Genomic DNA, 19,780 nt, shown 5'->3' with positions numbered 1-19,780 from the left:
ATGTTCCGTACGGGCACCATGCGTCCGCGGACGCTCACGAAGGCCGCCGGCGCGACCGCGCTGGCCGGGGCGCTGCTGCTGTCCCTCAGCGGCTGCGGCAAGGCCGACATGACCAAGCAGACCTCCCCGTTCGCGGCGGCGGCCGGCACCAAGACGGTCACGCTGTCGGTGCAGACGTGGGTGGGCGCGCAGTCCAATGTGGCGGTCGCCAAGTACCTGCTGGAGCACGAGCTGGGCTACCGGGTCGACACCGTGCAGGTGGACGAGACCCCGGCCTGGGACGCGCTCAGCCAGGGCCGCGTCGACGCCATCATGGAGGACTGGGGCCACCCCGACCAGGAGAAGCTGTACATCGACGACAAGAAGACCGTCGCCCGCGGCGGCGATCTGGGCGTCGAAGGACACATCGGCTGGTGGGTCCCCAAGTACTGGGCGGACAAGCACCCGGACGTACTGAACTGGAAGAACCTCAACAAGTACGCCAAGCAGCTGAAGACCGCCGAGAGCGGCGACAAGGGCCAGCTGATGGACGGCTCGCCGTCCTATGTCACCAATGACAAGGCCCTGGTGAAGAACCTCAAGCTGGATTACGAGGTGGTCTTCGCCGGGTCCGAGGCGGCCCAGATCACGCAGATGCAGCAGTTCGCCAAGGAGAAGAAGCCCTTCCTGACGTACTGGTACGAGCCGCACTGGCTCTTCAACCAGCTGCCGCTGAAGGAAGTCAAGCTTCCGAAGTACACGAAGGACTGCGCGGACAAGGGCACGAAGGATCCGACCACGATCGACTGTGCCTATCCGAAGACTCCGCTGAAGAAGTTCTTCAACGCGGACTTCGCCAAGGGCAACAGCTCGGCCGCGAAGTTCCTGAAGAACTTCAAGTGGACGGTGGACGACCAGAATTACGTCTCGGAGCTCATCGCCGACAAGCACATGCCCGCGGACGAAGCGGCCGCGAGCTGGGTGAAGAAGAACCCGGACATCTGGAAGAAGTGGATTCCGCGGAAGTGACCCGTTGAGAAGCGGCGCTGCCGCGAGTATGCGGTGAGCGAGTGCGCGGTAAGCGGCCGGGCGTCCCTCATGGGGTGCCCGGCCGTCGCCATTCCGCGGCGGTCAGCGCGTATTCGACATCACCGTGTTCGGCACCCGGCAGCGGGTCGGCCCATTCCTCGTGGAACGTACGGACATACCGCAGCCCGCATTTCTCCATCACCCGCCGGGACCCGGTGTTCACCGCCATCGTTGTGGCCGTCACGCGCTCGACGCCCAGCTCCGCGAAGCCCTTGCGGAGCAGCGCCCGGGAGCCCTCCGTCGCGTAACCCCGCCCCCAGGCGGCGCGCCGGAGCCGGTATCCCAGCTCGACCTCGTCCGTACGGCCGTCCCGCACGGGCCGGAATTCGAACCAGCCGAGAAATGCCGCGGTGGTCCGTTCCTCGGCGACCCAGTATCCGAAAGGAGCGGGGCGCGCATACTGCGCGACGAGCACCTCGGGCGCCGGCTGACCGCTGTCCAGAAATCGCATGACTTCGGGATCTGCGTGCAGCTCACGCAGATTGTCCAGGTCCGCCCCGGTGAAAGCGCGCAAACGCAGCCGTTCCGTCTCCAGTAAGACGTGCATCACAGTCCCCTACTCGCGCGTCAACCACTCCTTGGCGGCATAGTAGGGGCCCGCCCCTGAATGGGGGCATGACAAAACAGTGGTTACCAGGGGGAGCACAACTCCATGCCATCCATACGCCGTACCGCAGCAGCCGCCGTGGCGGTCGCCGCGCTGCTCGTCACCGCCACCGCCTGCGGGCCCGAGGACACCAAGGCCGCGGGCCAGGACAGCGCGGCGGAGAACGGCGGCACGTCCGGGGGGCCCAAGCTCCCCAACGGCCTGCCCCACAGCCTGGACTCGCTGAAGAAGTGGGAACAGGGCGGCTGGAAGGACTGGGACAAGGACACCTGGGCCCGCAAGGCGTCCGAGTTCGCCAACCCGGTCATCAAGGACCTGTGGAAGCCGTCCCGGATGGCGAAGGCCGCGGACGCCCCCGCGGTGACCTCGCAGAGCACCGGCACGGGCAGCGGTCCGAGCTCCACCGACCCCGAGCCGCGCCCGGTGACCGCGCAGCAGGTCGAGCGCCCGTACCACCAGCACATGGCGCCCATCGGGAAGATCTTCTTCGACAGCCCCGACGGCCCGATGGTCTGCTCCGGCACCGTCGTCGCCGACCCGGCCAACCCGGGGAAGTCCAACCTGGTGTGGACCGCGGGCCACTGCGTGCACTCCGGCAGGGACGGCGGCTGGATGCGCAACATCGTCTTCGTGCCCTCGTACAACGACAACGGGCTGCCCGCGAAGCAGGTCTCCGCCTCCTCGCAGCAGAACGTCACCCCGTACGGCACCTGGTGGGCGGACTGGTCGCAGACCTCCTCGCAGTGGATCGACGGTGGCGGCCACAGCGGCAACGCCGCGTCCGCCTACGACTTCGCCGTGCTGCACGTGAAGCCGGAGGACGGCGGCGGCAAGTCCCTGGAGGAGACCGTCGGCGCCTCCGTACCGGTCTGGTTCGGCGCCCCCTCGGGCAGCGGCGTGACCGGCCTCGGCTCCACGAAGGCCATCGGCTACCCGGCGGCGCCCCCGTACGACGGCGCGAAGATGATGAACTGCCTCGACCGCCCGGTGCGGCTGACGATGGCCCAGGGCACCCCCGCCATGCACTGGATCGGCTGCACCATGACGGGCGGCACCTCCGGCGGCGGCTGGCTCACCGACCACAACGGCGAACTCTCCCTGGTCTCCAACAGCTCCATCGGCTCCCTGGACCACACCTGGCTGGCCGGCCCGCACCTCGGCGCGGAAGCGAAGGGCGTCTTCGACGCGATCAGCAAGAAGTACGCGGGACAGTGACGGGCCGCGGGGCGCGGTAGGCACGAGACGCGGCCGCCTCCGTACGGACTCGTACGGAGGCGGCCGCGCCTTGCGTTCAGCTGCCCGACCGCAGCTCCGTCGCCACCGCGCGCAGTGTCTCCATGGCCCGGTGCTGGAGTCCGCCGCCGAAGGTGACGCGGGAGGCGCCGGCGGCGCCCAGGGCGCGGGGGGACGGGCCGTTCGGCACCGCGAGGGCGTTGACCGGTGCGCCGATGGCGTCGGCCAGCTCGGCCAGCAGCTCCGGCGGGGCGAGGATCGGGTACACGCAGTCGGCGCCCGCGGCGACGTACCGCAGACCGCGCGCCACGGCCGGTGCGGCCCCGGTCTCCCCGCGCAGGAAGGTGTCGATACGGGCGTTGATCACCAGCGCGTCCCCGGCGGCGGACCGCACCTCGGCCAGCCACTCGGCCTGCCGCTCGGGATCGCGCAGGGTGCCGGTCGCCGCGTCCGAGTCCTCCAGATTGCAGCCCACCGCGCCCGCGTCCAGCAGCCGTTCGACCAGCTCCTTGGCGGGCAGGCCGTACCCGGCCTCCACGTCTGCGGTGACCGGCACGTCGACGGCCCGGGTGATCCGGGCGATCGCCGCGAACATCTCGTCCGGCGGGGTGTGCCCGTCCCCGTACCCCAGCGACTCGCCGATCCCCGCGCTCGGCGTGGCCAGCGCCTCGAACCCGGCCTCAGCGAAGACCCGCGCGCTCGCCGCGTCCCACGGGCCGGGCAGTACGAGCGGGTTCTCCGGCGCCCGGCGCAGGTGCAGGGCGCGCAGCGCCGCGGCGCTCACGCGAGGGACTCGGGGGTCAGCCGGCAGGTCACGCCGAAGCGGTTCCAGGCGTTGATGGTGGTGATCAGGGCGAGCAGCCGGGCCAGTTCGGCCTCCTCGAAGTGCGCGGCGGCCCGCTCGTACACCTCGTCCGGCACGTATCCGTCGGTGAGCACGGTGACGGCCTCGGTGAGCGCGAGCGCCGCCCGCTCCTTCTCCGTGTACGCGCCGGCGGCCTCCTCCCAGGCGCTCAGGAAGTAGATCCGCTGCTCGGTCTCGCCTGCCTTGCGGGCGTCCGTGATGTGCATGTCGATGCAGTACGCGCAGTGGTTGAGCTGCGAGGCGCGGATCTTGACCAGCTCGACCAGCGTGGGGTCGAGGCCCTTCCTGGCGGCCGTCTCCAGGCGGACCATGGCCTGGAAGACATCGGGGGCGAGCTCCGCCCAGTTCAGGCGGGGGCCGGACGCGCCGGCGCCCCCGCCCGTCGTCGTGTTCGTCGTCATGGGCCCGACCGTACGACGCTCCTGGCCGCTGGGTAGGGTCCTTCCCGGCCTTCGCCGGGGAATTCGCCCTGTCGGGGCGATCGCCCGCCGCCCGCCGAGGAGTTCACCATGACCGTGCGCCCCGTCACCCTCGTCACCGGCGGCAGCCGCGGCATCGGTGCCGCCACCTGCATTCGGCTGGCCGCCGCGGGCCACGACCTGGCGCTGTCCTACGTACAGGACGCCGGGGCCGCCGAGCGTACCGCCGAGGGGGTACGCGCCGCCGGGGCCCGCTGCGTCGTCGTGCGGACCGACACCGCCGAAGAGGCCGACGTGGACCGGCTGTTCGACGCGGCGGCCGAGCGGCTCGGCCCGGTCACCGGGCTGGTGAACAACGCGGGCGTGACCGGACCGCTCGGCAGGCTCGCCGACGCCGACACCGCCGTGCTCCGCCGCGTCCTGGACGTCAACGTCCTCGGCGCGCTGCTCTGCTGCCGCCGCGCCGCCCAGGTCATGGCCCCGCGCCGGACCGGCGCCATCGTCAACGTCTCCTCGGCCGCCGCCACCCTCGGCAGCCCCGGCGACTACGTCCACTACGCCGCCTCGAAGGCGGCCCTCGACGCGCTGACCGTCGGGCTCGCCAAGGAACTCGGCCCCGACGGCATCCGCGTCAACGCCGTGGCCCCCGGCATCACCGACACCGACATGCACGCCGCCATGGGCGCCCCCGACCGCGCCGCCCAGGCGGCCCCCGGCATCCCCCTCGGCCGCGCCGGCGCCCCCGACGAGATCGCCGCCGCCATCACCTGGCTGCTCTCCCCGGACGCCTCGTACACCACGGGCACGGTCCTGCGGGTGGCCGGCGGGCGGTGAGCCTGGAGGCCGTCGCGGACCGAGGCCGGGATGGGGATCAGTTGTTGATCATGTCCCGGGTCTGGGCGTACACCGTCGCGTCGCTGAGCAGCTCGGTGTGGCCGAGGCAGGCGGTCTCGGTGTTGGACGCTCCGGACAGCGCCACGGAACTGTCCGGATTGATCACCGTGTCGCACGGTGACCACCAGGTCGCGTACCGGGGCGACCCGGGGGTTTCGTCGCCCGAGTTGAGGGTGTTCAGGAAGCCGGAGCCGATGCGCATCTCGGTACAGGAAGTGTCGAAGCAGCTGTTGGCGCTGTCGGTCCCGTGGTTCGGACCGCCCAGTGACACCCAGGCGTCGGTCTTGGATGCCCCGCCGAGGTTCTTCAGGTAGTAGCGCGAGGCAAGCCCTCCCATGGAGTGGCTGACGATGTCGACCTTGGCGGCACCGGTGGCGGCGAGCAAATGATCGACTTCAGTGGCGAGTTGCTGGGCGGTGGTGGCGTTCGACTGCCGAGAGTCGTACGACCACTGGTCCAGGTAGGAGGACGGCCAGCCGTCGGTTCTGAAGCGGTCGGCCATGGTGTTCCAGTTGCTGCCGTTGCCGCTGTAACCGTGCACGAAGAGGACCGGGTTGCTGGAGGAGCCGAAGGCGGAGGCGCTCGACGCCGCGGCGGGACCGGCTGCCTGGAGGGCGACGAGGGCGCCGGTCGCGGCGACAGCCATGGCCACGAGGGATTTCTTCACGGGGAGTCTCCCGGAGTGGGTGCGGAAAGCGCTCAGGAGCGCATCAGGCGCGGAGGGGGACAGCGCTGGGCAATCGCAATTTCCCGGGTCACGGGAGATTCCTGCGGGACACGCGGGGGCATTCCGTGGGGACGGTTCGCCGCAGCCGCGTGGGGAGGACACCGGTGCCGTTCGAGGGGTGGCGTGAGCCTACTGGCGCGTAGGGAACAACCGTCAAGACGCGCGCGCCGAGTTCTTCTCGTCGGCCGGCCGGGCGGACTACGGCCACTGAGTACATCGGACTCGATCATCTAGGCTGGCGGGAGCACGACAATCGCTTCTACGGGGGACGACGCACCATGGCGGAAAAGGCACGGCGGAGGCTGCGGTCGAGCACGGTGATCCTGGGTGGGATGGGCGCGCTGGCCGCGGCCCTCACCTCCTGCGGTTCCGAGCCCGACAAGCGCTGCGTGGACCGCAGCAGTTACGACGCGCTCAACGGATACCGCATCGTCGATTCCAAGAACTGCACGAGCCACGGCAGCACGGGCGGCAAGGGCGGATCCTCGGGCGGCATGAAGAGCGGCGGGTACGGCTCCGGCCGCCCGGTCGACGGGCAGTGGTACTACGACGCCGACGTGGACGGCCGGCGGGCCGACTACGGGACGTTCAGCCGGAGCCAGGCCGTGGACCGGGGCGGTTTCGGCTGCTCGGGCTCCGGCGGCTCGCACAGCGGCGGTTACCACGGCTCCTTCGGCGGCTGAGCGGGCGAGCGGACGAGCGGACCAGGACCATGCGACGCCACCTCATCGACCCCCGCCCCGACTGGCAGGAGACGGTCGAAGCGCAAGGGGTGATCTACCCCCTGACCCGGTTCCCGGACGACTCGCTGCGTCCGTACTGGGACGAGAGCGCGTACTACGAGTTCGACCTCCCCGAGGTCGAGGCCCTGGAAGAGGTCGTCGAGGAGCTGCACGGCATGTGCCTGGCCGCGGCCGCGCACATCGTCGAGCACCGGCGCTTCGCCGACCTCGGCATCACCGACCCGCGGCTGTGCGCCCTGATCGCCGAGTCCTGGTACCGCCGAGCCGAACTCCCTTCCGTGTACGGGCGGTTCGACCTGCGCTACGACGGGCGTGGACAGCCGGCGAAGATGCTGGAGTACAACGCCGACACCCCCACCTCCCTCGTCGAGGCGGCCAGTGCCCAGTGGTTCTGGATGGAGGACCGCTTCCCCGGCGCCGACCAGTGGAACTCGCTGCATGAACGGCTGGTGGAGGCATGGCGGCGGCAGGCGAAGCTGCTGCCGCCGGGCGCCCCCGTGCACTTCGCGCACTCGGCCGGTGACGAGCTGGGCGAGGACCTGATGACCGTCGCCTATCTGGAGGAGACCGCCCAGCAGGCCGGCCTGGAAACGGTCGCGATCTCCATGGAGGAGATCGGCTGGGACCCGCTCTCGGGCCGCTTCGTCGACCAGCGGCTGAAGTTCATCCGCTCCTGCTTCAAGCTCTACCCGTGGGAGTGGCTGGCCGCCGACCGCTTCGGCCCGCAGGTCCTGGACACCCTCGACAACGGCGGCGGAACCGGCTCCACCCTCTGGATCGAGCCGGCCTGGAAGATGCTCCTCTCCAACAAGGCGCTGCTGGCCGTCCTGTGGGAGCTGTTCCCCGGCCACCCGAATCTGCTGCCCGCCTACCTCGACGGCCCGCGCGACATGGCCGGTACGACGGGGTACGTCGCCAAGCCGCTGCTCGGCCGCGAGGGCGCGGGCGTCACCGTCCACGGACCGGGCGCCGAGGACACCGCCGTCCGGGAGGAGCCGGTCTGTTACCAGGAACTGGCCCCGCTGCCCGACTTCGACGGCAACCGTGTCGTGCTCGGCGCGTGGGTCGTCGAGGACGAGGCGGCGGGCCTGGGCATCCGCGAGTCGTCGGGGCTGGTCACGGACGAGTACGCCCGCTTCCTGCCGCACGTGATCCGCTAGGGGTGTCTTACGGAGCAGGCCGGACTCTCCGTGGCAGTGGCCGCTGCGCTCCGTGACGCCAGCCGGTCGCCCGCCGCGTACGTGCCGTCGTCCACCCTGTACCCGCCGGTCGTCCGCCCCGTACCTGCCGGTATTCCCACCGGCGGCCAGGACGGGCCGGGGACCTGAGAGAATGAGTGGCATGGCTCTCGATCGTCCGCGTGTGCTCTCCGGTATCCAGCCCACCGCCGGCTCCTTCCACCTCGGCAACTACCTCGGCGCTGTCCGCCAGTGGGTAGCGCTCCAGGAGTCCCACGACGCCTTCTACATGGTCGTGGACCTGCACGCGATCACCGTGCCTCAGGACCCGAAGGAGCTGCGCGCGAACACCCGCGTCGCGGTCGCCCAGCTGCTCGCCGCCGGTCTGGACCCCGAGCGCTGCACCCTCTTCGTCCAGAGCCACGTGCCGGAGCACGCGCAGCTCGGCTGGGTGCTGAACTGCCTCACCGGCTTCGGCGAGGCGTCCCGGATGACCCAGTTCAAGGACAAGTCGGCCAAGCAGGGCCAGGACCGCACGACGGTCGGCCTCTTCACATACCCCGTGCTGATGGTCGCGGACATCCTGCTGTACCAGGCCAACCAGGTCCCGGTCGGCGAGGACCAGCGCCAGCACCTGGAGCTGACCCGCGACCTCGCGGACCGCTTCAACACGCGCTTCGGTGACACCTTCACGATTCCGAATCCGTACATCGTGAAGGAGACCGCGAAGATCCAGGATCTTCAGGACCCGCTGATCAAGATGAGCAAGTCGGCGTCCTCGCCGAAGGGCATCATCGACCTGCTCGACGAGCCCAAGGCCACGGCCAAGAAGATCAAGAGCGCGGTGACCGACACGGACACGGTGATCCGCTTCGACCGCGAGGCCAAGCCCGGCGTGTCCAACCTCCTGACCATCCTCTCCACCCTCACCGGCACGGACATCCCGCAGCTGGAGAAGGACTACGAGGGCAAGATGTACGGCGCGCTCAAGACCGACCTGGCCGAGGTGATGGTCGACTTCGTCACACCCTTCCGGGACCGTACGAAGGAATACCTCGACGACCCCGAGACGCTGGACTCGATCCTGGCCAAGGGTGCCGAGAAGGCCCGCGCGGTGGCCGCCGAGACGCTGGCCACCACGTACGACCGGATCGGCTTCCTGCCCGCCAAGCACTGACAGCACGCCGGGACGCGCCGCGGCCCCCGCACAGGGGGCCAAGGTCCCGCCGACGGCAGGACCGACGCCGCTCGCCGTAAAGGCGGCGCACCCGGCACACTGGCATCCGGGGACACCATCCGTTTCAGGGAGGAGAACGCAGTGGGGACCGTAACGCTCGGCGTTTCGATCGCGGTCCCGGAGCCGTACGGCCGCTTCCTCCAGGAGCAGCGCGCGCGCTTCGGGGATCCGGCCGCGCACGCCATCCCCACTCATGTCACCCTCCTGCCGCCCACCGAGGCCGACCCCGCCGATCTGCCGCGGGTCGAGAAGTACCTCGCCGAGGTCGCGGCGGACTTCCGGCCCTTCACGCTGCGCCTGAAGGGCACGGACACCTTCCGGCCGCTCTCGCCCGTCGTCTTCGTCAAGCTCGTCGACGGCATGGCGGGCTGCACGGCGCTGCAGGAGCGCATCCGCGCCGCGTCCGGGCCGTGCGCCCGTGAGCTGCAGTTCCCGTACCACCCGCACGTCACCGTCGCGCACGGCACGTCCGAGGAGGAGATGGACCGGGCCCAGCGGGAGCTGGCGGACTTCGAGGCCGCGTGGACGATCGGCGGCTTCGCGCTGTACCAGCAGGGCGCGGACGGCGTGTGGCGGCTGGAGCGCGAGTACCCTTTCGGCGCGCCGGTCGGCGGCGTGCCGCGGCAGGCCGACCTCACCCGGCCGCCGGCGCCCTCCCGGTAATCCCGGCCCTGGCGCGTCTGCGCCGTACGCGGCGATCCGGAAGCTAGGGTTCCGCCGGATGGGGGACAACGGCACGGGAAGGGGTACCCGCGGCTCATGGAGTGGCTGACCAGGCTGCCGCTGATCGGACCCGCGGTGGTGTGGCTGATGCGCACCCACCTGTGGCGGGCGTACCAGCGGATGGACCGCGTGCACTGGACCCGGCTGGCAGCGGCCCTCACCTTCACCAGCTTCGTGGCGCTCTTTCCGCTGCTCACGGTGGCGGCGGCCATCGGTGCCGCGCTGCTCAGCGACGCGCAGCTGCGCGAGTTCCAGGGCCGGCTCGCCGACCAGGTCCCCGGCATCGCCGGGCAGCTGGACATCGGCTCGCTGGTGGACAACGCGGGCACGGTCGGGGTGATCGCCGGTGCCGCGCTGCTCTTCACCGGCGTGAGCTGGGTCCAGTCGCTGCGGGACTGCCTGCGGGCGGTGTGGGAGAACGACGACGAGGACGGCAATTTCTTCCTCGCCAAGGCCCGGGACGGCGCGCTGCTGCTGGGCCTGGGCGGGGTGGCGCTGGTCTCGCTGGCCTGCTCGGTCTTCGCCTCGGCGGCGGTGGGCCGGGTGGCGCAGGCCATCGGCATCCCCGAGGACGGCGCGGGCAGCGTCCTGCTGAAGCTGGCGGGCTTCCTGATCGCCGTGCTCGCGGACTTCCTGCTGCTGGCGTACGTCCTGACCCAGCTGCCCGGCGCGGAGCCGCCGCGGCGCGCCGTGGCCGTCGCGGCACTGATCGGCGCGGTCGGCTTCGAGGTACTGAAGTACGCCCTCAGCGGCTATCTGCAGGGCGTCGCGTCGAAGAACATGTACGGCGCGTTCGGCACGCCGATCGCGCTGCTGCTGTGGATCAACTTCACCGCGAAGCTGCTGGTCTTCTGCGCAGCCTGGACGGCCACCCAGAAACCGGCCGACGAGCCGGTGGAGGTGCCTGCCGCCACCCCGGGCGGGTCCGGCGGGGCCGCGGAGGACGCCGCGTAGCGCCTCCCGGGCCGCCGCGCCGCCGCGCCGGCCTCGGCGGTTACCGGCGGAGCCGGCGGGACTGGCCGCGCAGCTTGGGCATCCAGCTCGGCCCCCAGGTCATGATGGCCGCCGTCGCGGCCAAACTGCCGAGTACCACGAGGAAGGCGCCCGGATAGAGGTGGTTCACCCAGCATGGCGCCCACTCGCTGGTGCAGGGCTTCGAGGAGGTCCTCCTTCCGGGGATCGCGCGGGAGACGGCCATCCCGCTCACCACGGCCACGGCCGCCCACGCGATGCCGGCCACGGCCCATCGAGGCGAGCGCTCACCCTCGGCCGGGTTGACCCGGCGGAAGGAGCGCTTGGCGGCCGTGAACGTGATCGGCAGCAGCACGCCGACGGTGACGCCGAATCCGATGCCGGTAGCCGGCCAGTACACGGCCAGATCCCACAGCTCGTCACCGAGCCACAGCGATACCGCAAGGAATCCGACGAGGGCGATGACCGCAGCGACCTGCTTGACGTTCTTCTTCCGGCTCGCCTCGGAACGGTTCATCAGCGGATCCTCTCGGTGGTCCTGTGCGTGCGGTCGGTGCATGGCCGTGGCCTCGGGGGGACGGCTCAGCGCCCCCGGCGTCGTACCAGGTCCGGGAGGGGCCAGCGGCGGTGGACCGTGAGGGCTACGGCGCCGAGGACGATCAGTGCGCCGCCCGCGATGCCCAGCGCGGCCCACGCGCCGCTCCGCCCGTCGCCCTCCGTGGCGGCCAGGTGCGCCGCGCCCTGCTTGCCGTGCTGCTTGGCGGTGCTGTGCTTGCCGGCGTCGCCCTCCTCGCTCTTCGGGCCGACCAGCCGCCCCACCGGCTCGACCTTGTCCCGCGCGGCGAACCCCCAGTCGAACAGCGCGGCGGTCTCCTTGTAGACCTCGTTGAGGTCCTTCTTGGCCGGGTTCATGACCGTGACGAGGAGGACCTTGTCGCCGCGCTGCGCGACGCCGGTGAAGGTCGAGCCCGCGTTCGTGGTGTTGCCGTTCTTCACTCCCGCGATGCCCTTGTACGGCTTCATGCCGAACGCGCCGGTCAGCAGCCGGTTGGTGTTCTGTATGCCGAAGGTCTCGCGCTTCTTGCCCTTCTTCTGCTCGCCGGGGAACTGCGTGAACGCCGTCGAGCAGTACTCCCGGAAGTCGGCGTTCTGCAGCCCGGAGCGGGCGAACAGGCTCAGGTCGTACGCGCTGGAGACCTGCCCCTTCGCGTCGTAGCCGTCCGGGGTGACGACGTGCGTGTCGTGCGCGTTGAGCTGGTCCGCGTGCGCCTGCATGTCGCGGACGGTCTGCGGCACGCCGTGGTTCATCGCGGCGAGGGTGTGCACCGCGTCGTTGCCGGAGCGCAGGAAGACGCCCAGCCACAGGTCGTGGACCGTGTAGGTCTGGTTCTCCTTTATGCCCACCAGGCTGCTGCCCTCGCCCATGCCCGCCAGGTCCTCCGGCGCGACCTTGTGCTTCTCGGTCTTGGGGAACTTCGGCAGCAGGGTGTCGGCGAAGAGCATCTTCAGCGTGGAGGCGGGCGGCAGCCGCCAGTGCGCGTTGTGCGCGGCGAGCACGTCACCGGTCTCCGGGTCGGAGACGATCCAGGAGCGCGCGGAGAGGCCCTTGGGCAGCTTCGGGGCGCCGTCTTTCAGCCGGACCTGCGTGCCGGGCTTCGCCAGCAGGTCGCCGCCGACCGCGGACATCGCGGCGGGCGGCGTGGGCGTCTTCGAGGGCTTCGCGTCGTCGGCGTGGGCAGGTGCGGCCACGGCCAGCGGTGCGGTCAGCGCGGCGCACACCAGGGCGGCGGCCGCGGTCGTACGGGCGGTGCGGCGGCGGGTGGGGGACGGGGTGGCGGAGGGAGAGATCGTCGGCACGACGGTGAACGTACCCGCCGTGCCCGGCGCTGCCGTCGCCGCCCCGCGCGACACGGCCCCTGACGACAGCCCTACGGACCCGCCGCTCATACTGGAAGGCATGAAGCTCTCGCGCCCCGTCTCCTGGTTCCTGCTCGCCTTCGGGGTCTGGAGCTGGTTCATCTGGATCACTTTCGTCAAGAATCTGGTCAAGGACGGAAGTGGTCTCGCCTTCGATGACGCAGGTGACCCGACTGCCTATTTCTGGGTGCATCTGGCGCTCGCCGTGACGTCCTTTCTCTTGGGGACGGCAATCGGAGTGATCGGGTTCCGTGGCGTACGGGCCCTGCGGCGCGGCGCCGCGGCCCCGGCGGGCGAGAAGTCCGGTACGTGATCTTCCTCCTGGTCGTCGCGGCGATCTTCGCGCTGCTCGGCGCGGTCCACTGGTACCTGTGGCGCCGCCTGGTCCGCGACACGACCGCCCGCGGCGGGGCCGCGCGCCGGACCGGCACCGTGCTCGCCGTGCTGCTGCCGCTGCTCACCGTCGGCGCGCTGGTCGCGCCCCGCGCGGGCGCGCCGTTCCGCCTCCAGCAGCTCCTCGCCTGGCCGGGCTACCTCTGGCTCGCCCTGGTGCTCTACCTGACCCTCGCCCTGCTGGCGGGCGAGGTGGTACGCGCGGTGTGGCTGCGGGTGCGGGTGCGCGAGGCGGTGCCGAAGCCGGTAAGAGTGCCGGAGCCAGTACGAGAGTCGGAGCCGGTGCCCGCAGGCGCGGGCGGCGACGTGGCGGCCGGGAGCGCGCCTCCCGCCGTCGCCCCCGCCGCCCCCTCCCGGCGGCTCTTCGTCGCCCGTTCGGTGGCCGTCGGGGCGTCGGCCGCCGCCGCCGCGACGGTCGGGTACGGCACGTACAGCGTGCTCAGCGGGCCGCGCCTGAAGCGGGTGACCGTGCCCCTCGCCAAGCTGCCGCGCGCCGCGCACGGCTTCCGCATCGCCGTCGTCAGCGACATCCACCTCGGCCCGGTCCTGGGCCGCGCGCACACCCAGCGGGTCGTGGACACGGTCAACCGCGCGAACCCCGACCTGATCGCGATCGTCGGCGACCTCGTCGACGGCAGCGTGGCGGACCTGGGCCCGGCCGCGGAGCCGCTGCGCGCGCTGACCGCCCGGCACGGCGCGTACTTCGTCACCGGCAACCACGAGTACTTCTCCGGCGCGCACGCGTGGGTGGACCACGTACGCGAGCTGGGCGTCCACCCGCTGGAGAACGCCCGCGTGGAGCTGCCCGGCTTCGACCTCGCCGGCGTCAACGACATCTCCGGCGAGAATCACGCCGACGGGCCGGACTACGACCGCGCCCTGGGCGACCGCGACCGGTCCCGTGCCTCCGTGCTGCTCGCCCACCAGCCGGTGATGATCCACGAGGCGGTACGGCACGGCGTCGACCTCCAGCTCTCCGGGCACACCCACGGAGGCCAGCTCTGGCCCGGCAACCTGATCGCGGCGACCGCCAACCCCACCGTCGCGGGCCTGGACCGCTACGGCGACACCCAGCTCTACGTCACCCGCGGCGCGGGCGCCTGGGGTCCGCCGGTCCGCGTCGGCGCCCCGCCGGACGTCACGGTCGTCCAGCTCGCGTCCCTGCACGCGTAGCAGAAAAACCGGGCGACGCCCGTCCGTACCGCCTGTTAGCTTCAGGATCATGGACCCGCTGGCAGAACCCGACATCCGCGCATCCTTCGTGAACTGTTCGAAGGGCGAGGCGCAGCGGCTGAACCTCCCCGCAGGGCTCGCCGCACTGCCGTGGGCCGACCTGGACTTCCTCGGCTGGCGGGACCCCCAGGCGCCCGACCGGGCCTATCTCGTCGTGCCGCGCGCGGACGGCCCGCTCGGCGTCACGCTGCGCCGCCCCACGAACGTCCGCCGCACCTTCACCAAGACCACGGTCTGCTCCTTCTGCCTCACCGGGCACGGCGGCTCGGGCGTCAGCCTCCTCGCCGCCCGCCGCGCGGGCGCCGCGGGCCGGCAGGGCAACACCGTCGGCGCCTACGTCTGCGCCGACCTCGCCTGCTCCCTCTACCTGCGCGGCAAGAAGCAGCCGGACCTGGCGAGCCGCTACGAGGAGCACCTCACGGTCGAGGACAAGGTGGCCAGGATGACCCTGAACCTCGACGCGTTCCTCGACAAGGTCACCGAGACGGAGGCCGGTCGGGGCCGGGCGTGAGGAAGTCGTCCAGCAGATCGGTCAGTTCGCGCACCAGCGGGCGCAGCAGCCGGTAGCGGGACGCGGCGACGGCGCGGGCGATCAGCGGCGCCGTACGGGCGGCCAGCGCGCGGCTGCGGGCGCAGTCCGGCGACCGGTCGTACACCCAGAACAGCACTAGGCCCATCTGGTGCAGCCACAGCAGCCGCGGGAGCTGCTCGGCCAGCTCGGGCGCCGCCTTCACGCCCGCGCCCGCCAGCACCTCGCGGTGCAGCGCGACGGCGGCCTCGCGGGGGCCGCGGGACGCCTCGGAGAAGGGGCTGAGCGGGCTGTCGGGGTCGGCGGCGTTCTTGAAGAACTGCGCGGCGAACCGGTGGTACGGCGCCGCCACGTCCAGCCAGGCCAGCAGCACCCCGCGGATCCGGTCGGCGAGCCCGTCCTCGGTGGCCAGCACCTCGCGGGCCGCCGCCGCGTGCTCCTCGGCGATCCGGTCGTAGAACCCCTGGATCAGGTGTTCCTTGGAGGCGAAGTAGTAGTACGCGTTGCCGGTGGAGACGCCCGCCTCCTGGGCGATGGCCCGCATCGTCGTCCGGTCGTAACCGCGTTCCTCGAAGAGCCGCATCGCGGTGGCCAGAATCAGCGCCCGCGTCTGCTCTCCCCGGGATACCTGCTTCGCGTCGTCCACGCCCCGACCCTAAGTGAGCGGCCGGGACGCGGGGGACCGCAGGGGCTGCTTAGAGGCCGTGCGCGGCGAGGAAGCCGGTGATCAGCCGCTCCCACTCCTCGGGGCACTCGTACATCGGCACGTGGCCGGCCGCGAGCTCGGCGTACTGCGCGCCGGGTATGTGCTCGGCCAGATAGCGGGAGTGTGCGGGGTCGACGAGCTGGTCGTGGAGGGTGGCGATGACGAGCGTCGGGACGGCGATCCGCGGCAGGTCGGCGCGGGTGTCCAGGGTCCGTACGAGCGCCGCCTGGTCCGCCGAGCCGTCGGGCACCAGCTCCGGGCAGGGGTCCAGCAGTGCGTCCAGGTCGGCGTGCGGCAGGTCCTGGAGGCGGCCGGGGGACCAGCCGCTGAGCGTGCGGGCCAGCGCGAGGCCCGCGTAGTCGTCCTGCGCCAGCAGGCGTTGCCAGAGCGCGAGCCAGAGGTCGATGCGGCGGTCCGGGACGGCCAGCCCCGCGGTCAGCACGAGGCCGCTGACGCGCTGCGGGTAGCGGGTGGCGGTGCGGACGGCGACGGCCGCGCCGAGCGAGTACCCGACCAGGGTGAAGGTCTCCAGGCCCGCGGCGACCGCGCCGTCCACGACCGCGTCGGTGAGGCCGTCCAGGGTGAGCGGCCCGGCCGCGCGCGGGGTGCGGCCCGAGCCGGGGTAGTCGGGCGCGACGACGGTGTGGGAGGCGGCGAGCGCCGGTAACAGGCGGGCGTAGTTGTCGTCGATGCTGCCGGTGGCGCCGTGGGCCAGGACGATGCCCGGGCCGGAACCGGTGACGGTGGCGGAGAGCGGAGGCAGGGGCCGGTGCGGGGAGAGGGGGGCGGTGTCGTTCGTCATACGACTGAGCATTCCCCGGCACGGCGGGCGTACCTACGCGAAGAGCCCCTGTCCGGTACGAAAACCGGACAGGGGCTCTTCACAGGCTCAGGCCGAGATCAGAAGCGCCGGGTGATCAGCGCTCGCTTGACCTCCTGGATCGCCTTGGTGACCTCGATACCGCGCGGGCAGGCGTCCGTGCAGTTGAAGGTCGTACGGCAGCGCCAGACGCCGTCCTTGTCGTTCAGGATCTCCAGGCGCTGCTCACCGCCCTCGTCACGCGAGTCGAAGATGAAGCGGTGCGCGTTGACGATCGCCGCCGGGCCGAAGTACTGGCCGTCGTTCCAGAACACCGGGCACGAAGAGGTGCACGCGGCGCACAGGATGCACTTGGTGGTGTCGTCGAAGCGCTCGCGGTCCTCGGCGGTCTGCAGCCGCTCGCGGGTCGGCTCGTTGGTGTCCTTCGTGATCAGGAAGGGCATCACGTCGCGGTACGCCTGGAAGAACGGCTCCATGTCCACGACCAGGTCCTTCAGGACCGTCAGGCCCTTGATGGCCTCGACCGTGATGGGCTTCTCAGGGTTGATGTCCTTGATCAGCGTCTTGCAGGCCAGCCGGTTCTTGCCGTTGATCCGCATGGCGTCGGAGCCGCAGATGCCGTGCGCGCAGGAGCGGCGGAAGGTCAGCGTGCCGTCCTGCTCCCACTTGATCTTGTGCAGACCGTCGAGCACGCGCTCCTTCGGGTCCAGCTCCAGCTGGAAGTCCTGCCAGCTCGCGTCCGCCGAGACCTCCGGGTTGAACCGGCGGATGCGGAAGGTGACGGTGATCTTCTGGGCGGCGGTGCTCTCGGCCGCGTCCAGCGCCGCCGAGTGCTTGTCAAGCGTGGGGGTGCTCATCAGTACTTACGCTCCATCGGCTGGTAGCGGGTCTGGACGACCGGCTTGTAGTCGAGGCGGATCGACTCCTTGCCGTCTGCGCCGACCTCGCGGTACGCCATGGTGTGCCGCATGAAGTTGACGTCGTCGCGGTTCGGGTAGTCCTCGCGGTAGTGACCGCCGCGGGACTCCTTGCGAGCCAGCGCCGAGACCGCCATGACCTCGGCCAGGTCGAGCAGGTTGCCCAGCTCGATGGCCTCCAGCAGGTCGGTGTTGAAGCGCTTGCCCTTGTCCTGGACGGACACGTTCAGGTACCGCTCGCGCAGCTCGCCGATCTTCTCGACCGCCGTCTTGATCGTCTGCTCGGTGCGGAACACCATCACGTTGGCGTCCATGCACTCCTGCAGCTCGGTACGGAGCTTGGTCACGCTCTCCGTGCCGTTGGAGTCGCGCAGCCGCTCGACCTGGTCCTGGACCTGCTTGGCCGGGTTCTCGGGCAGCTCGACGAACTCGTTGGCGTGCGCGTACTCCGCGGCGGCGATGCCCGCGCGGCGGCCGAACACGTTGATGTCCAGCAGCGAGTTCGTGCCGAGGCGGTTGGCGCCGTGCACGGAGACACAGGCGACCTCGCCGGCGGCGTACAGGCCCGGCACGACGGTGGTGTTGTCGGCCAGCACCTCGCCCTCGACGTTGGTCGGGATGCCGCCCATGGCGTAGTGCGCGGTCGGCTGGATCGGGATCGGGTCCGTGTAGGGCTCGATGCCGAGGTAGGTCCGCGCGAACTCGGTGATGTCGGGCAGCTTGGCGTCCAGCTGCTCCGGCGGCAGGTGGGTCAGGTCGAGGTAGACGTGGTCGCCCTCGGGACCGCAGCCGCGGCCCTCGCGGATCTCCGTGTAGATGGAGCGCGAGACGACGTCACGGGACGCGAGGTCCTTCATGACCGGCGCGTACTTCTCCATGAAGCGCTCGCCGTCCTTGTTGCGGAGGATGCCGCCCTCACCACGGGCGCCCTCCGTCAGCAGGATGCCCATGCGCCAGATGCCGGTCGGGTGGAACTGGAAGAACTCCATGTCCTCCAGCGGCAGCCCGCGGCGGTAGGCCGCGGCCTGGCCGTCACCGGTCAGCGTGTGTGCGTTGGAGGTCACCTTGAAGAACTTGCCGGTGCCGCCGGACGCGAAGATGATCGACTTCGCCTGGAAGACGTGGATCTCGCCGGTGGCCAGCTCGTACGCCACGACGCCCGCGGACTTCTTGACGCCGTCGACCTCCTGCAGGAGCAGGTCGAGCACGTAGAACTCGTTGAAGAATTCCACGCCCTCCTTGACGCAGTTCTGGTACAGCGTCTGGAGGATCATGTGGCCTGTGCGGTCCGAGGCGTAGCAGGACCGGCGGACCGGGGCCTCACCGTGGTTACGGGAGTGACCGCCGAAGCGGCGCTGGTCGATCGTGCCGTTCGGGGTGCGGTTGAACGGCAGGCCCATCTTCTCGAGGTCCAGGACCGAGTCGATGGCCTCCTTCGCCAGGATCTCGGCGGCGTCCTGGTCGACCAGGTAGTCGCCGCCCTTGATCGTGTCGAAGGTGTGCCACTCCCAGTTGTCCTCCTCGACGTTGGCGAGGGCGGCGGCCATGCCGCCCTGCGCCGCGCCGGTGTGGGAGCGGGTCGGGTAGAGCTTCGTCAGGACGGCGGTGCGGCTGCGCTTGGTCGACTCGATGGCCGCGCGCATGCCGGCGCCACCCGCGCCGACGATGACGGTGTCGTACTTGTGGATCTTCATTGTTCCAGTCAGCCCCGGCTTTAGCGGATGTTCGGGTCGAAGGTGAAGATCACCAGCGTGCCCAGAAGGACGGTGAACACCGTGGCGGCGTACAGCAGCATCTTCAGCCAGAAGCGGGTGTTGTCCCGCTGCGCGTAGTCGTTGATGACCGTACGCAGGCCGTTGGCGCCGTGCAGCATCGCCAGCCACAGCATGATCAGGTCCCATGCCTGCCAGAACGGCGAGGCCCAGCGACCGGCCACGAAGGCGAAGCCGATCTTGCTCACGCCGCCGTCCAGCACCAGCTGGAGCAGCAGATGGCCGAGGACCAGGACGACCAGCACGATGCCGGACAGCCGCATGAACAGCCAGCCGTACAGCTCGAAGTTGGTCCGGGTCGACCGCGGGGTCTTCTTGGTACGGGCGCGGGGCGGCTCGATGACGGGAGCCGGGTTGTCCACGTCGTACAGGGACACGGAGTCGTTCACAGGAGTCGTCTCAGCAGAGGACATCGCGCTTCATCAGCTCCCGAACAGCGTGCGCAGGGTGTGCTGCAGCACGGGGTAGAAGGCGCCGGCCATCAGGACAAGCCAGACACCGACAACGGTCCACAGCAGCTGCTTCTGGTACTTCGTGCCCTTGGACCAGAAGTCCACGGCCACGACGCGCAGGCCGTTGAGCGCGTGGAAGAGGATGGCGGCCACGAGGCCGTACTCCATCACGTTGACGAGAGGCGTCTTGTACGTGGCGACGACGTCGTCGTAGGCCTCCGGGGAGACACGGACGAGAGCGGTGTCGAGCACGTGCACGAACAGGAAGAAGAAAATGAGGACGCCGGTGACTCGATGAGCCACCCAGGACCACATACCTTCCCGGCCGCGATACAGCGTTCCAGCCGGCACGGAAAAACCCTCCGGGAGCGGGGA

Annotated in this window: 23 protein-coding genes; 11 read left to right on the top strand and 12 right to left on the bottom strand. The window is 70.7% G+C overall.

The genetic code is table 11. The features are described from left to right. On the top strand, window positions 1-1,008 hold the full coding sequence (locus tag ACZ4MH_RS10155) for an ABC transporter substrate-binding protein (protein ID WP_351593886.1): 1,008 nt from the start codon (window positions 1-3) through the stop codon (window positions 1,006-1,008). Between the two features lie 67 nt (window positions 1,009-1,075). Here ACZ4MH_RS10155 and ACZ4MH_RS10150 read toward each other — a convergent pair whose 3' ends face one another. Next, window positions 1,076-1,615, bottom strand: coding sequence for a GNAT family N-acetyltransferase (locus ACZ4MH_RS10150; protein WP_351593883.1), 540 nt, complete (start codon window positions 1,613-1,615; stop codon window positions 1,076-1,078). Window positions 1,616-1,720: 105 nt separating this feature from the next. Here ACZ4MH_RS10150 and ACZ4MH_RS10145 point away from each other — a divergent pair, with 105 nt between their 5' ends. Next, the gene (locus tag ACZ4MH_RS10145; RefSeq protein ID WP_351593880.1) at window positions 1,721-2,890 is read left to right on the top strand and encodes a trypsin-like serine peptidase; all 1,170 of its coding nucleotides are present in this window, start codon (window positions 1,721-1,723) and stop codon (window positions 2,888-2,890) included. Between the two features lie 76 nt (window positions 2,891-2,966). Here ACZ4MH_RS10145 and ACZ4MH_RS10140 read toward each other — a convergent pair whose 3' ends face one another. Together ACZ4MH_RS10140 and ACZ4MH_RS10135 are read right to left on the bottom strand one after the other, a co-directional pair. Continuing rightward, the gene (locus tag ACZ4MH_RS10140; RefSeq protein WP_351593877.1) at window positions 2,967-3,692 is read right to left on the bottom strand and encodes an isocitrate lyase/PEP mutase family protein; all 726 of its coding nucleotides are present in this window, start codon (window positions 3,690-3,692) and stop codon (window positions 2,967-2,969) included. Continuing rightward, the gene (locus ACZ4MH_RS10135) at window positions 3,689-4,174 is read right to left on the bottom strand and encodes a carboxymuconolactone decarboxylase family protein (RefSeq protein WP_351593874.1); all 486 of its coding nucleotides are present in this window, start codon (window positions 4,172-4,174) and stop codon (window positions 3,689-3,691) included. The genes ACZ4MH_RS10140 and ACZ4MH_RS10135 overlap by 4 nt, the downstream gene beginning before the upstream one ends. Window positions 4,175-4,282: 108 nt before the next feature. Here ACZ4MH_RS10135 and ACZ4MH_RS10130 point away from each other — a divergent pair, with 108 nt between their 5' ends. Continuing rightward, entirely contained in the window at window positions 4,283-5,026 is a 744-nt protein-coding gene (locus tag ACZ4MH_RS10130) for an SDR family oxidoreductase (RefSeq protein ID WP_351593871.1), read from the top strand. A 37-nt stretch (window positions 5,027-5,063) separates the two neighbouring features. On the opposite strand, the gene ACZ4MH_RS10125 is transcribed toward ACZ4MH_RS10130, so the two are convergent. Further along, on the bottom strand, window positions 5,064-5,753 hold the full coding sequence (locus tag ACZ4MH_RS10125; RefSeq protein WP_351593868.1) for an esterase/lipase family protein: 690 nt from the start codon (window positions 5,751-5,753) through the stop codon (window positions 5,064-5,066). 338 nt (window positions 5,754-6,091) lie between these two features. Between ACZ4MH_RS10125 and ACZ4MH_RS10120 the strand changes: the two genes are divergently transcribed. From ACZ4MH_RS10120 to ACZ4MH_RS10100, 5 genes are all read left to right on the top strand, one after another. Beyond that, window positions 6,092-6,496 (top strand): hypothetical protein, encoded by a 405-nt coding sequence (locus ACZ4MH_RS10120; protein WP_351593865.1) that lies wholly within the window; start codon window positions 6,092-6,094, stop codon window positions 6,494-6,496. A 29-nt stretch (window positions 6,497-6,525) separates the two neighbouring features. Further along, window positions 6,526-7,716 (top strand): glutathionylspermidine synthase family protein, encoded by a 1,191-nt coding sequence (locus ACZ4MH_RS10115; protein ID WP_351593862.1) that lies wholly within the window; start codon window positions 6,526-6,528, stop codon window positions 7,714-7,716. Window positions 7,717-7,897: 181 nt separating this feature from the next. Beyond that, window positions 7,898-8,911 carry a tryptophan--tRNA ligase gene (gene trpS, locus ACZ4MH_RS10110; RefSeq protein ID WP_351593859.1) on the top strand — a complete coding sequence of 338 codons (1,014 nt, stop codon included), beginning with the start codon at window positions 7,898-7,900 and terminating at the stop codon, window positions 8,909-8,911. A 141-nt stretch (window positions 8,912-9,052) separates the two neighbouring features. Further along, on the top strand, window positions 9,053-9,634 hold the full coding sequence (locus ACZ4MH_RS10105; RefSeq protein ID WP_351593856.1) for a 2'-5' RNA ligase family protein: 582 nt from the start codon (window positions 9,053-9,055) through the stop codon (window positions 9,632-9,634). 96 nt (window positions 9,635-9,730) lie between these two features. Continuing rightward, window positions 9,731-10,648, top strand: coding sequence for a YihY/virulence factor BrkB family protein (locus ACZ4MH_RS10100; RefSeq protein ID WP_351593853.1), 918 nt, complete (start codon window positions 9,731-9,733; stop codon window positions 10,646-10,648). A gap of 40 nt (window positions 10,649-10,688) precedes the next feature. Here the strand turns inward: ACZ4MH_RS10100 and ACZ4MH_RS10095 are convergent, their stop codons facing one another. Together ACZ4MH_RS10095 and ACZ4MH_RS10090 are read right to left on the bottom strand one after the other, a co-directional pair. Then, the gene (locus ACZ4MH_RS10095) at window positions 10,689-11,183 is read right to left on the bottom strand and encodes a hypothetical protein (RefSeq protein WP_351593850.1); all 495 of its coding nucleotides are present in this window, start codon (window positions 11,181-11,183) and stop codon (window positions 10,689-10,691) included. Between the two features lie 65 nt (window positions 11,184-11,248). Continuing rightward, entirely contained in the window at window positions 11,249-12,523 is a 1,275-nt protein-coding gene (locus ACZ4MH_RS10090) for a D-alanyl-D-alanine carboxypeptidase family protein (RefSeq protein ID WP_351593847.1), read from the bottom strand. A 100-nt stretch (window positions 12,524-12,623) separates the two neighbouring features. On the opposite strand from ACZ4MH_RS10090, the gene ACZ4MH_RS10085 reads away from it, so the two are divergent. From ACZ4MH_RS10085 to ACZ4MH_RS10075, 3 genes are read left to right on the top strand one after another with little or no spacing between them, the layout of a single operon-like run. Further along, on the top strand, window positions 12,624-12,896 hold the full coding sequence (locus tag ACZ4MH_RS10085) for an SCO4848 family membrane protein (protein ID WP_351593844.1): 273 nt from the start codon (window positions 12,624-12,626) through the stop codon (window positions 12,894-12,896). Next, window positions 12,893-14,149, top strand: coding sequence for a metallophosphoesterase (locus tag ACZ4MH_RS10080; RefSeq protein ID WP_351593841.1), 1,257 nt, complete (start codon window positions 12,893-12,895; stop codon window positions 14,147-14,149). Before ACZ4MH_RS10085 ends, ACZ4MH_RS10080 begins: the two co-directional genes overlap by 4 nt. A 49-nt stretch (window positions 14,150-14,198) precedes the next feature. Then, on the top strand, window positions 14,199-14,720 hold the full coding sequence (locus tag ACZ4MH_RS10075; protein ID WP_351593838.1) for an FBP domain-containing protein: 522 nt from the start codon (window positions 14,199-14,201) through the stop codon (window positions 14,718-14,720). Here the strand turns inward: ACZ4MH_RS10075 and ACZ4MH_RS10070 are convergent. The 6 genes from ACZ4MH_RS10070 to sdhC all read right to left on the bottom strand — a co-directional run bounded on the left by ACZ4MH_RS10070 (window position 14,686) and on the right by sdhC (window position 19,756). Then, a complete protein-coding gene (locus ACZ4MH_RS10070) occupies window positions 14,686-15,384 on the bottom strand; it encodes a TetR/AcrR family transcriptional regulator (RefSeq protein WP_351593836.1) in 699 nt (232 codons plus the stop codon). The two genes, ACZ4MH_RS10075 and ACZ4MH_RS10070, sit on opposite strands and share 35 nt — an antisense overlap. A gap of 49 nt (window positions 15,385-15,433) precedes the next feature. Next, the gene (locus tag ACZ4MH_RS10065) at window positions 15,434-16,246 is read right to left on the bottom strand and encodes an alpha/beta fold hydrolase (protein ID WP_351593833.1); all 813 of its coding nucleotides are present in this window, start codon (window positions 16,244-16,246) and stop codon (window positions 15,434-15,436) included. Window positions 16,247-16,344: 98 nt separating this feature from the next. After that, window positions 16,345-17,121: a succinate dehydrogenase iron-sulfur subunit gene (locus ACZ4MH_RS10060; protein WP_351593831.1), complete on the bottom strand. Its 777-nt coding sequence runs from the start codon at window positions 17,119-17,121 to the stop codon at window positions 16,345-16,347. Continuing rightward, the gene (gene sdhA / locus ACZ4MH_RS10055; RefSeq protein WP_351593828.1) at window positions 17,121-18,875 is read right to left on the bottom strand and encodes a succinate dehydrogenase flavoprotein subunit; all 1,755 of its coding nucleotides are present in this window, start codon (window positions 18,873-18,875) and stop codon (window positions 17,121-17,123) included. The genes ACZ4MH_RS10060 and sdhA overlap by 1 nt, the downstream gene beginning before the upstream one ends. A gap of 20 nt (window positions 18,876-18,895) precedes the next feature. Further along, window positions 18,896-19,366, bottom strand: a complete 471-nt coding sequence (locus tag ACZ4MH_RS10050; RefSeq protein ID WP_031060017.1) for a succinate dehydrogenase hydrophobic membrane anchor subunit — start codon at window positions 19,364-19,366, stop codon at window positions 18,896-18,898. A 9-nt stretch (window positions 19,367-19,375) separates the two neighbouring features. Next, window positions 19,376-19,756, bottom strand: coding sequence for a succinate dehydrogenase, cytochrome b556 subunit (sdhC, locus tag ACZ4MH_RS10045; protein ID WP_030609578.1), 381 nt, complete (start codon window positions 19,754-19,756; stop codon window positions 19,376-19,378). Window positions 19,757-19,780 lie beyond the last annotated feature (24 nt).

Source organism: Streptomyces sp. NPDC026301, assembly GCF_055567935.1.
The sequence above is the reverse complement of the archived record's forward strand: the minus strand, read 5'-3'. Positions and strand labels throughout refer to the sequence as shown.

Bases quoted from the DNA above. Each gene is read 5' to 3' on its own strand.
- ACZ4MH_RS10100 (WP_351593853.1), top strand. From the start codon at position 9,731: ATGGAGTGGCTGACCAGGCTGCCGCTGATCGGACCCGCGGTGGTGTGG.
- ACZ4MH_RS10115 (WP_351593862.1), top strand. From the start codon at position 6,526: ATGCGACGCCACCTCATCGACCCCCGCCCCGACTGGCAGGAGACGGTC.
- ACZ4MH_RS10060 (WP_351593831.1), bottom strand. From the start codon at position 17,121: ATGAGCACCCCCACGCTTGACAAGCACTCGGCGGCGCTGGACGCGGCC.
- ACZ4MH_RS10155 (WP_351593886.1), top strand. From the start codon at position 1: ATGTTCCGTACGGGCACCATGCGTCCGCGGACGCTCACGAAGGCCGCC.
- ACZ4MH_RS10050 (WP_031060017.1), bottom strand. From the start codon at position 19,366: ATGTCCTCTGCTGAGACGACTCCTGTGAACGACTCCGTGTCCCTGTAC.
- ACZ4MH_RS10075 (WP_351593838.1), top strand. From the start codon at position 14,199: ATGGACCCGCTGGCAGAACCCGACATCCGCGCATCCTTCGTGAACTGT.
- ACZ4MH_RS10085 (WP_351593844.1), top strand. From the start codon at position 12,624: ATGAAGCTCTCGCGCCCCGTCTCCTGGTTCCTGCTCGCCTTCGGGGTC.
- ACZ4MH_RS10065 (WP_351593833.1), bottom strand. From the start codon at position 16,246: ATGACGAACGACACCGCCCCCCTCTCCCCGCACCGGCCCCTGCCTCCG.
- ACZ4MH_RS10145 (WP_351593880.1), top strand. From the start codon at position 1,721: ATGCCATCCATACGCCGTACCGCAGCAGCCGCCGTGGCGGTCGCCGCG.
- ACZ4MH_RS10130 (WP_351593871.1), top strand. From the start codon at position 4,283: ATGACCGTGCGCCCCGTCACCCTCGTCACCGGCGGCAGCCGCGGCATC.
- ACZ4MH_RS10150 (WP_351593883.1), bottom strand. From the start codon at position 1,615: ATGCACGTCTTACTGGAGACGGAACGGCTGCGTTTGCGCGCTTTCACC.
- ACZ4MH_RS10095 (WP_351593850.1), bottom strand. From the start codon at position 11,183: ATGAACCGTTCCGAGGCGAGCCGGAAGAAGAACGTCAAGCAGGTCGCT.
- trpS (WP_351593859.1), top strand. From the start codon at position 7,898: ATGGCTCTCGATCGTCCGCGTGTGCTCTCCGGTATCCAGCCCACCGCC.
- sdhA (WP_351593828.1), bottom strand. From the start codon at position 18,875: ATGAAGATCCACAAGTACGACACCGTCATCGTCGGCGCGGGTGGCGCC.
- ACZ4MH_RS10135 (WP_351593874.1), bottom strand. From the start codon at position 4,174: ATGACGACGAACACGACGACGGGCGGGGGCGCCGGCGCGTCCGGCCCC.
- ACZ4MH_RS10120 (WP_351593865.1), top strand. From the start codon at position 6,092: ATGGCGGAAAAGGCACGGCGGAGGCTGCGGTCGAGCACGGTGATCCTG.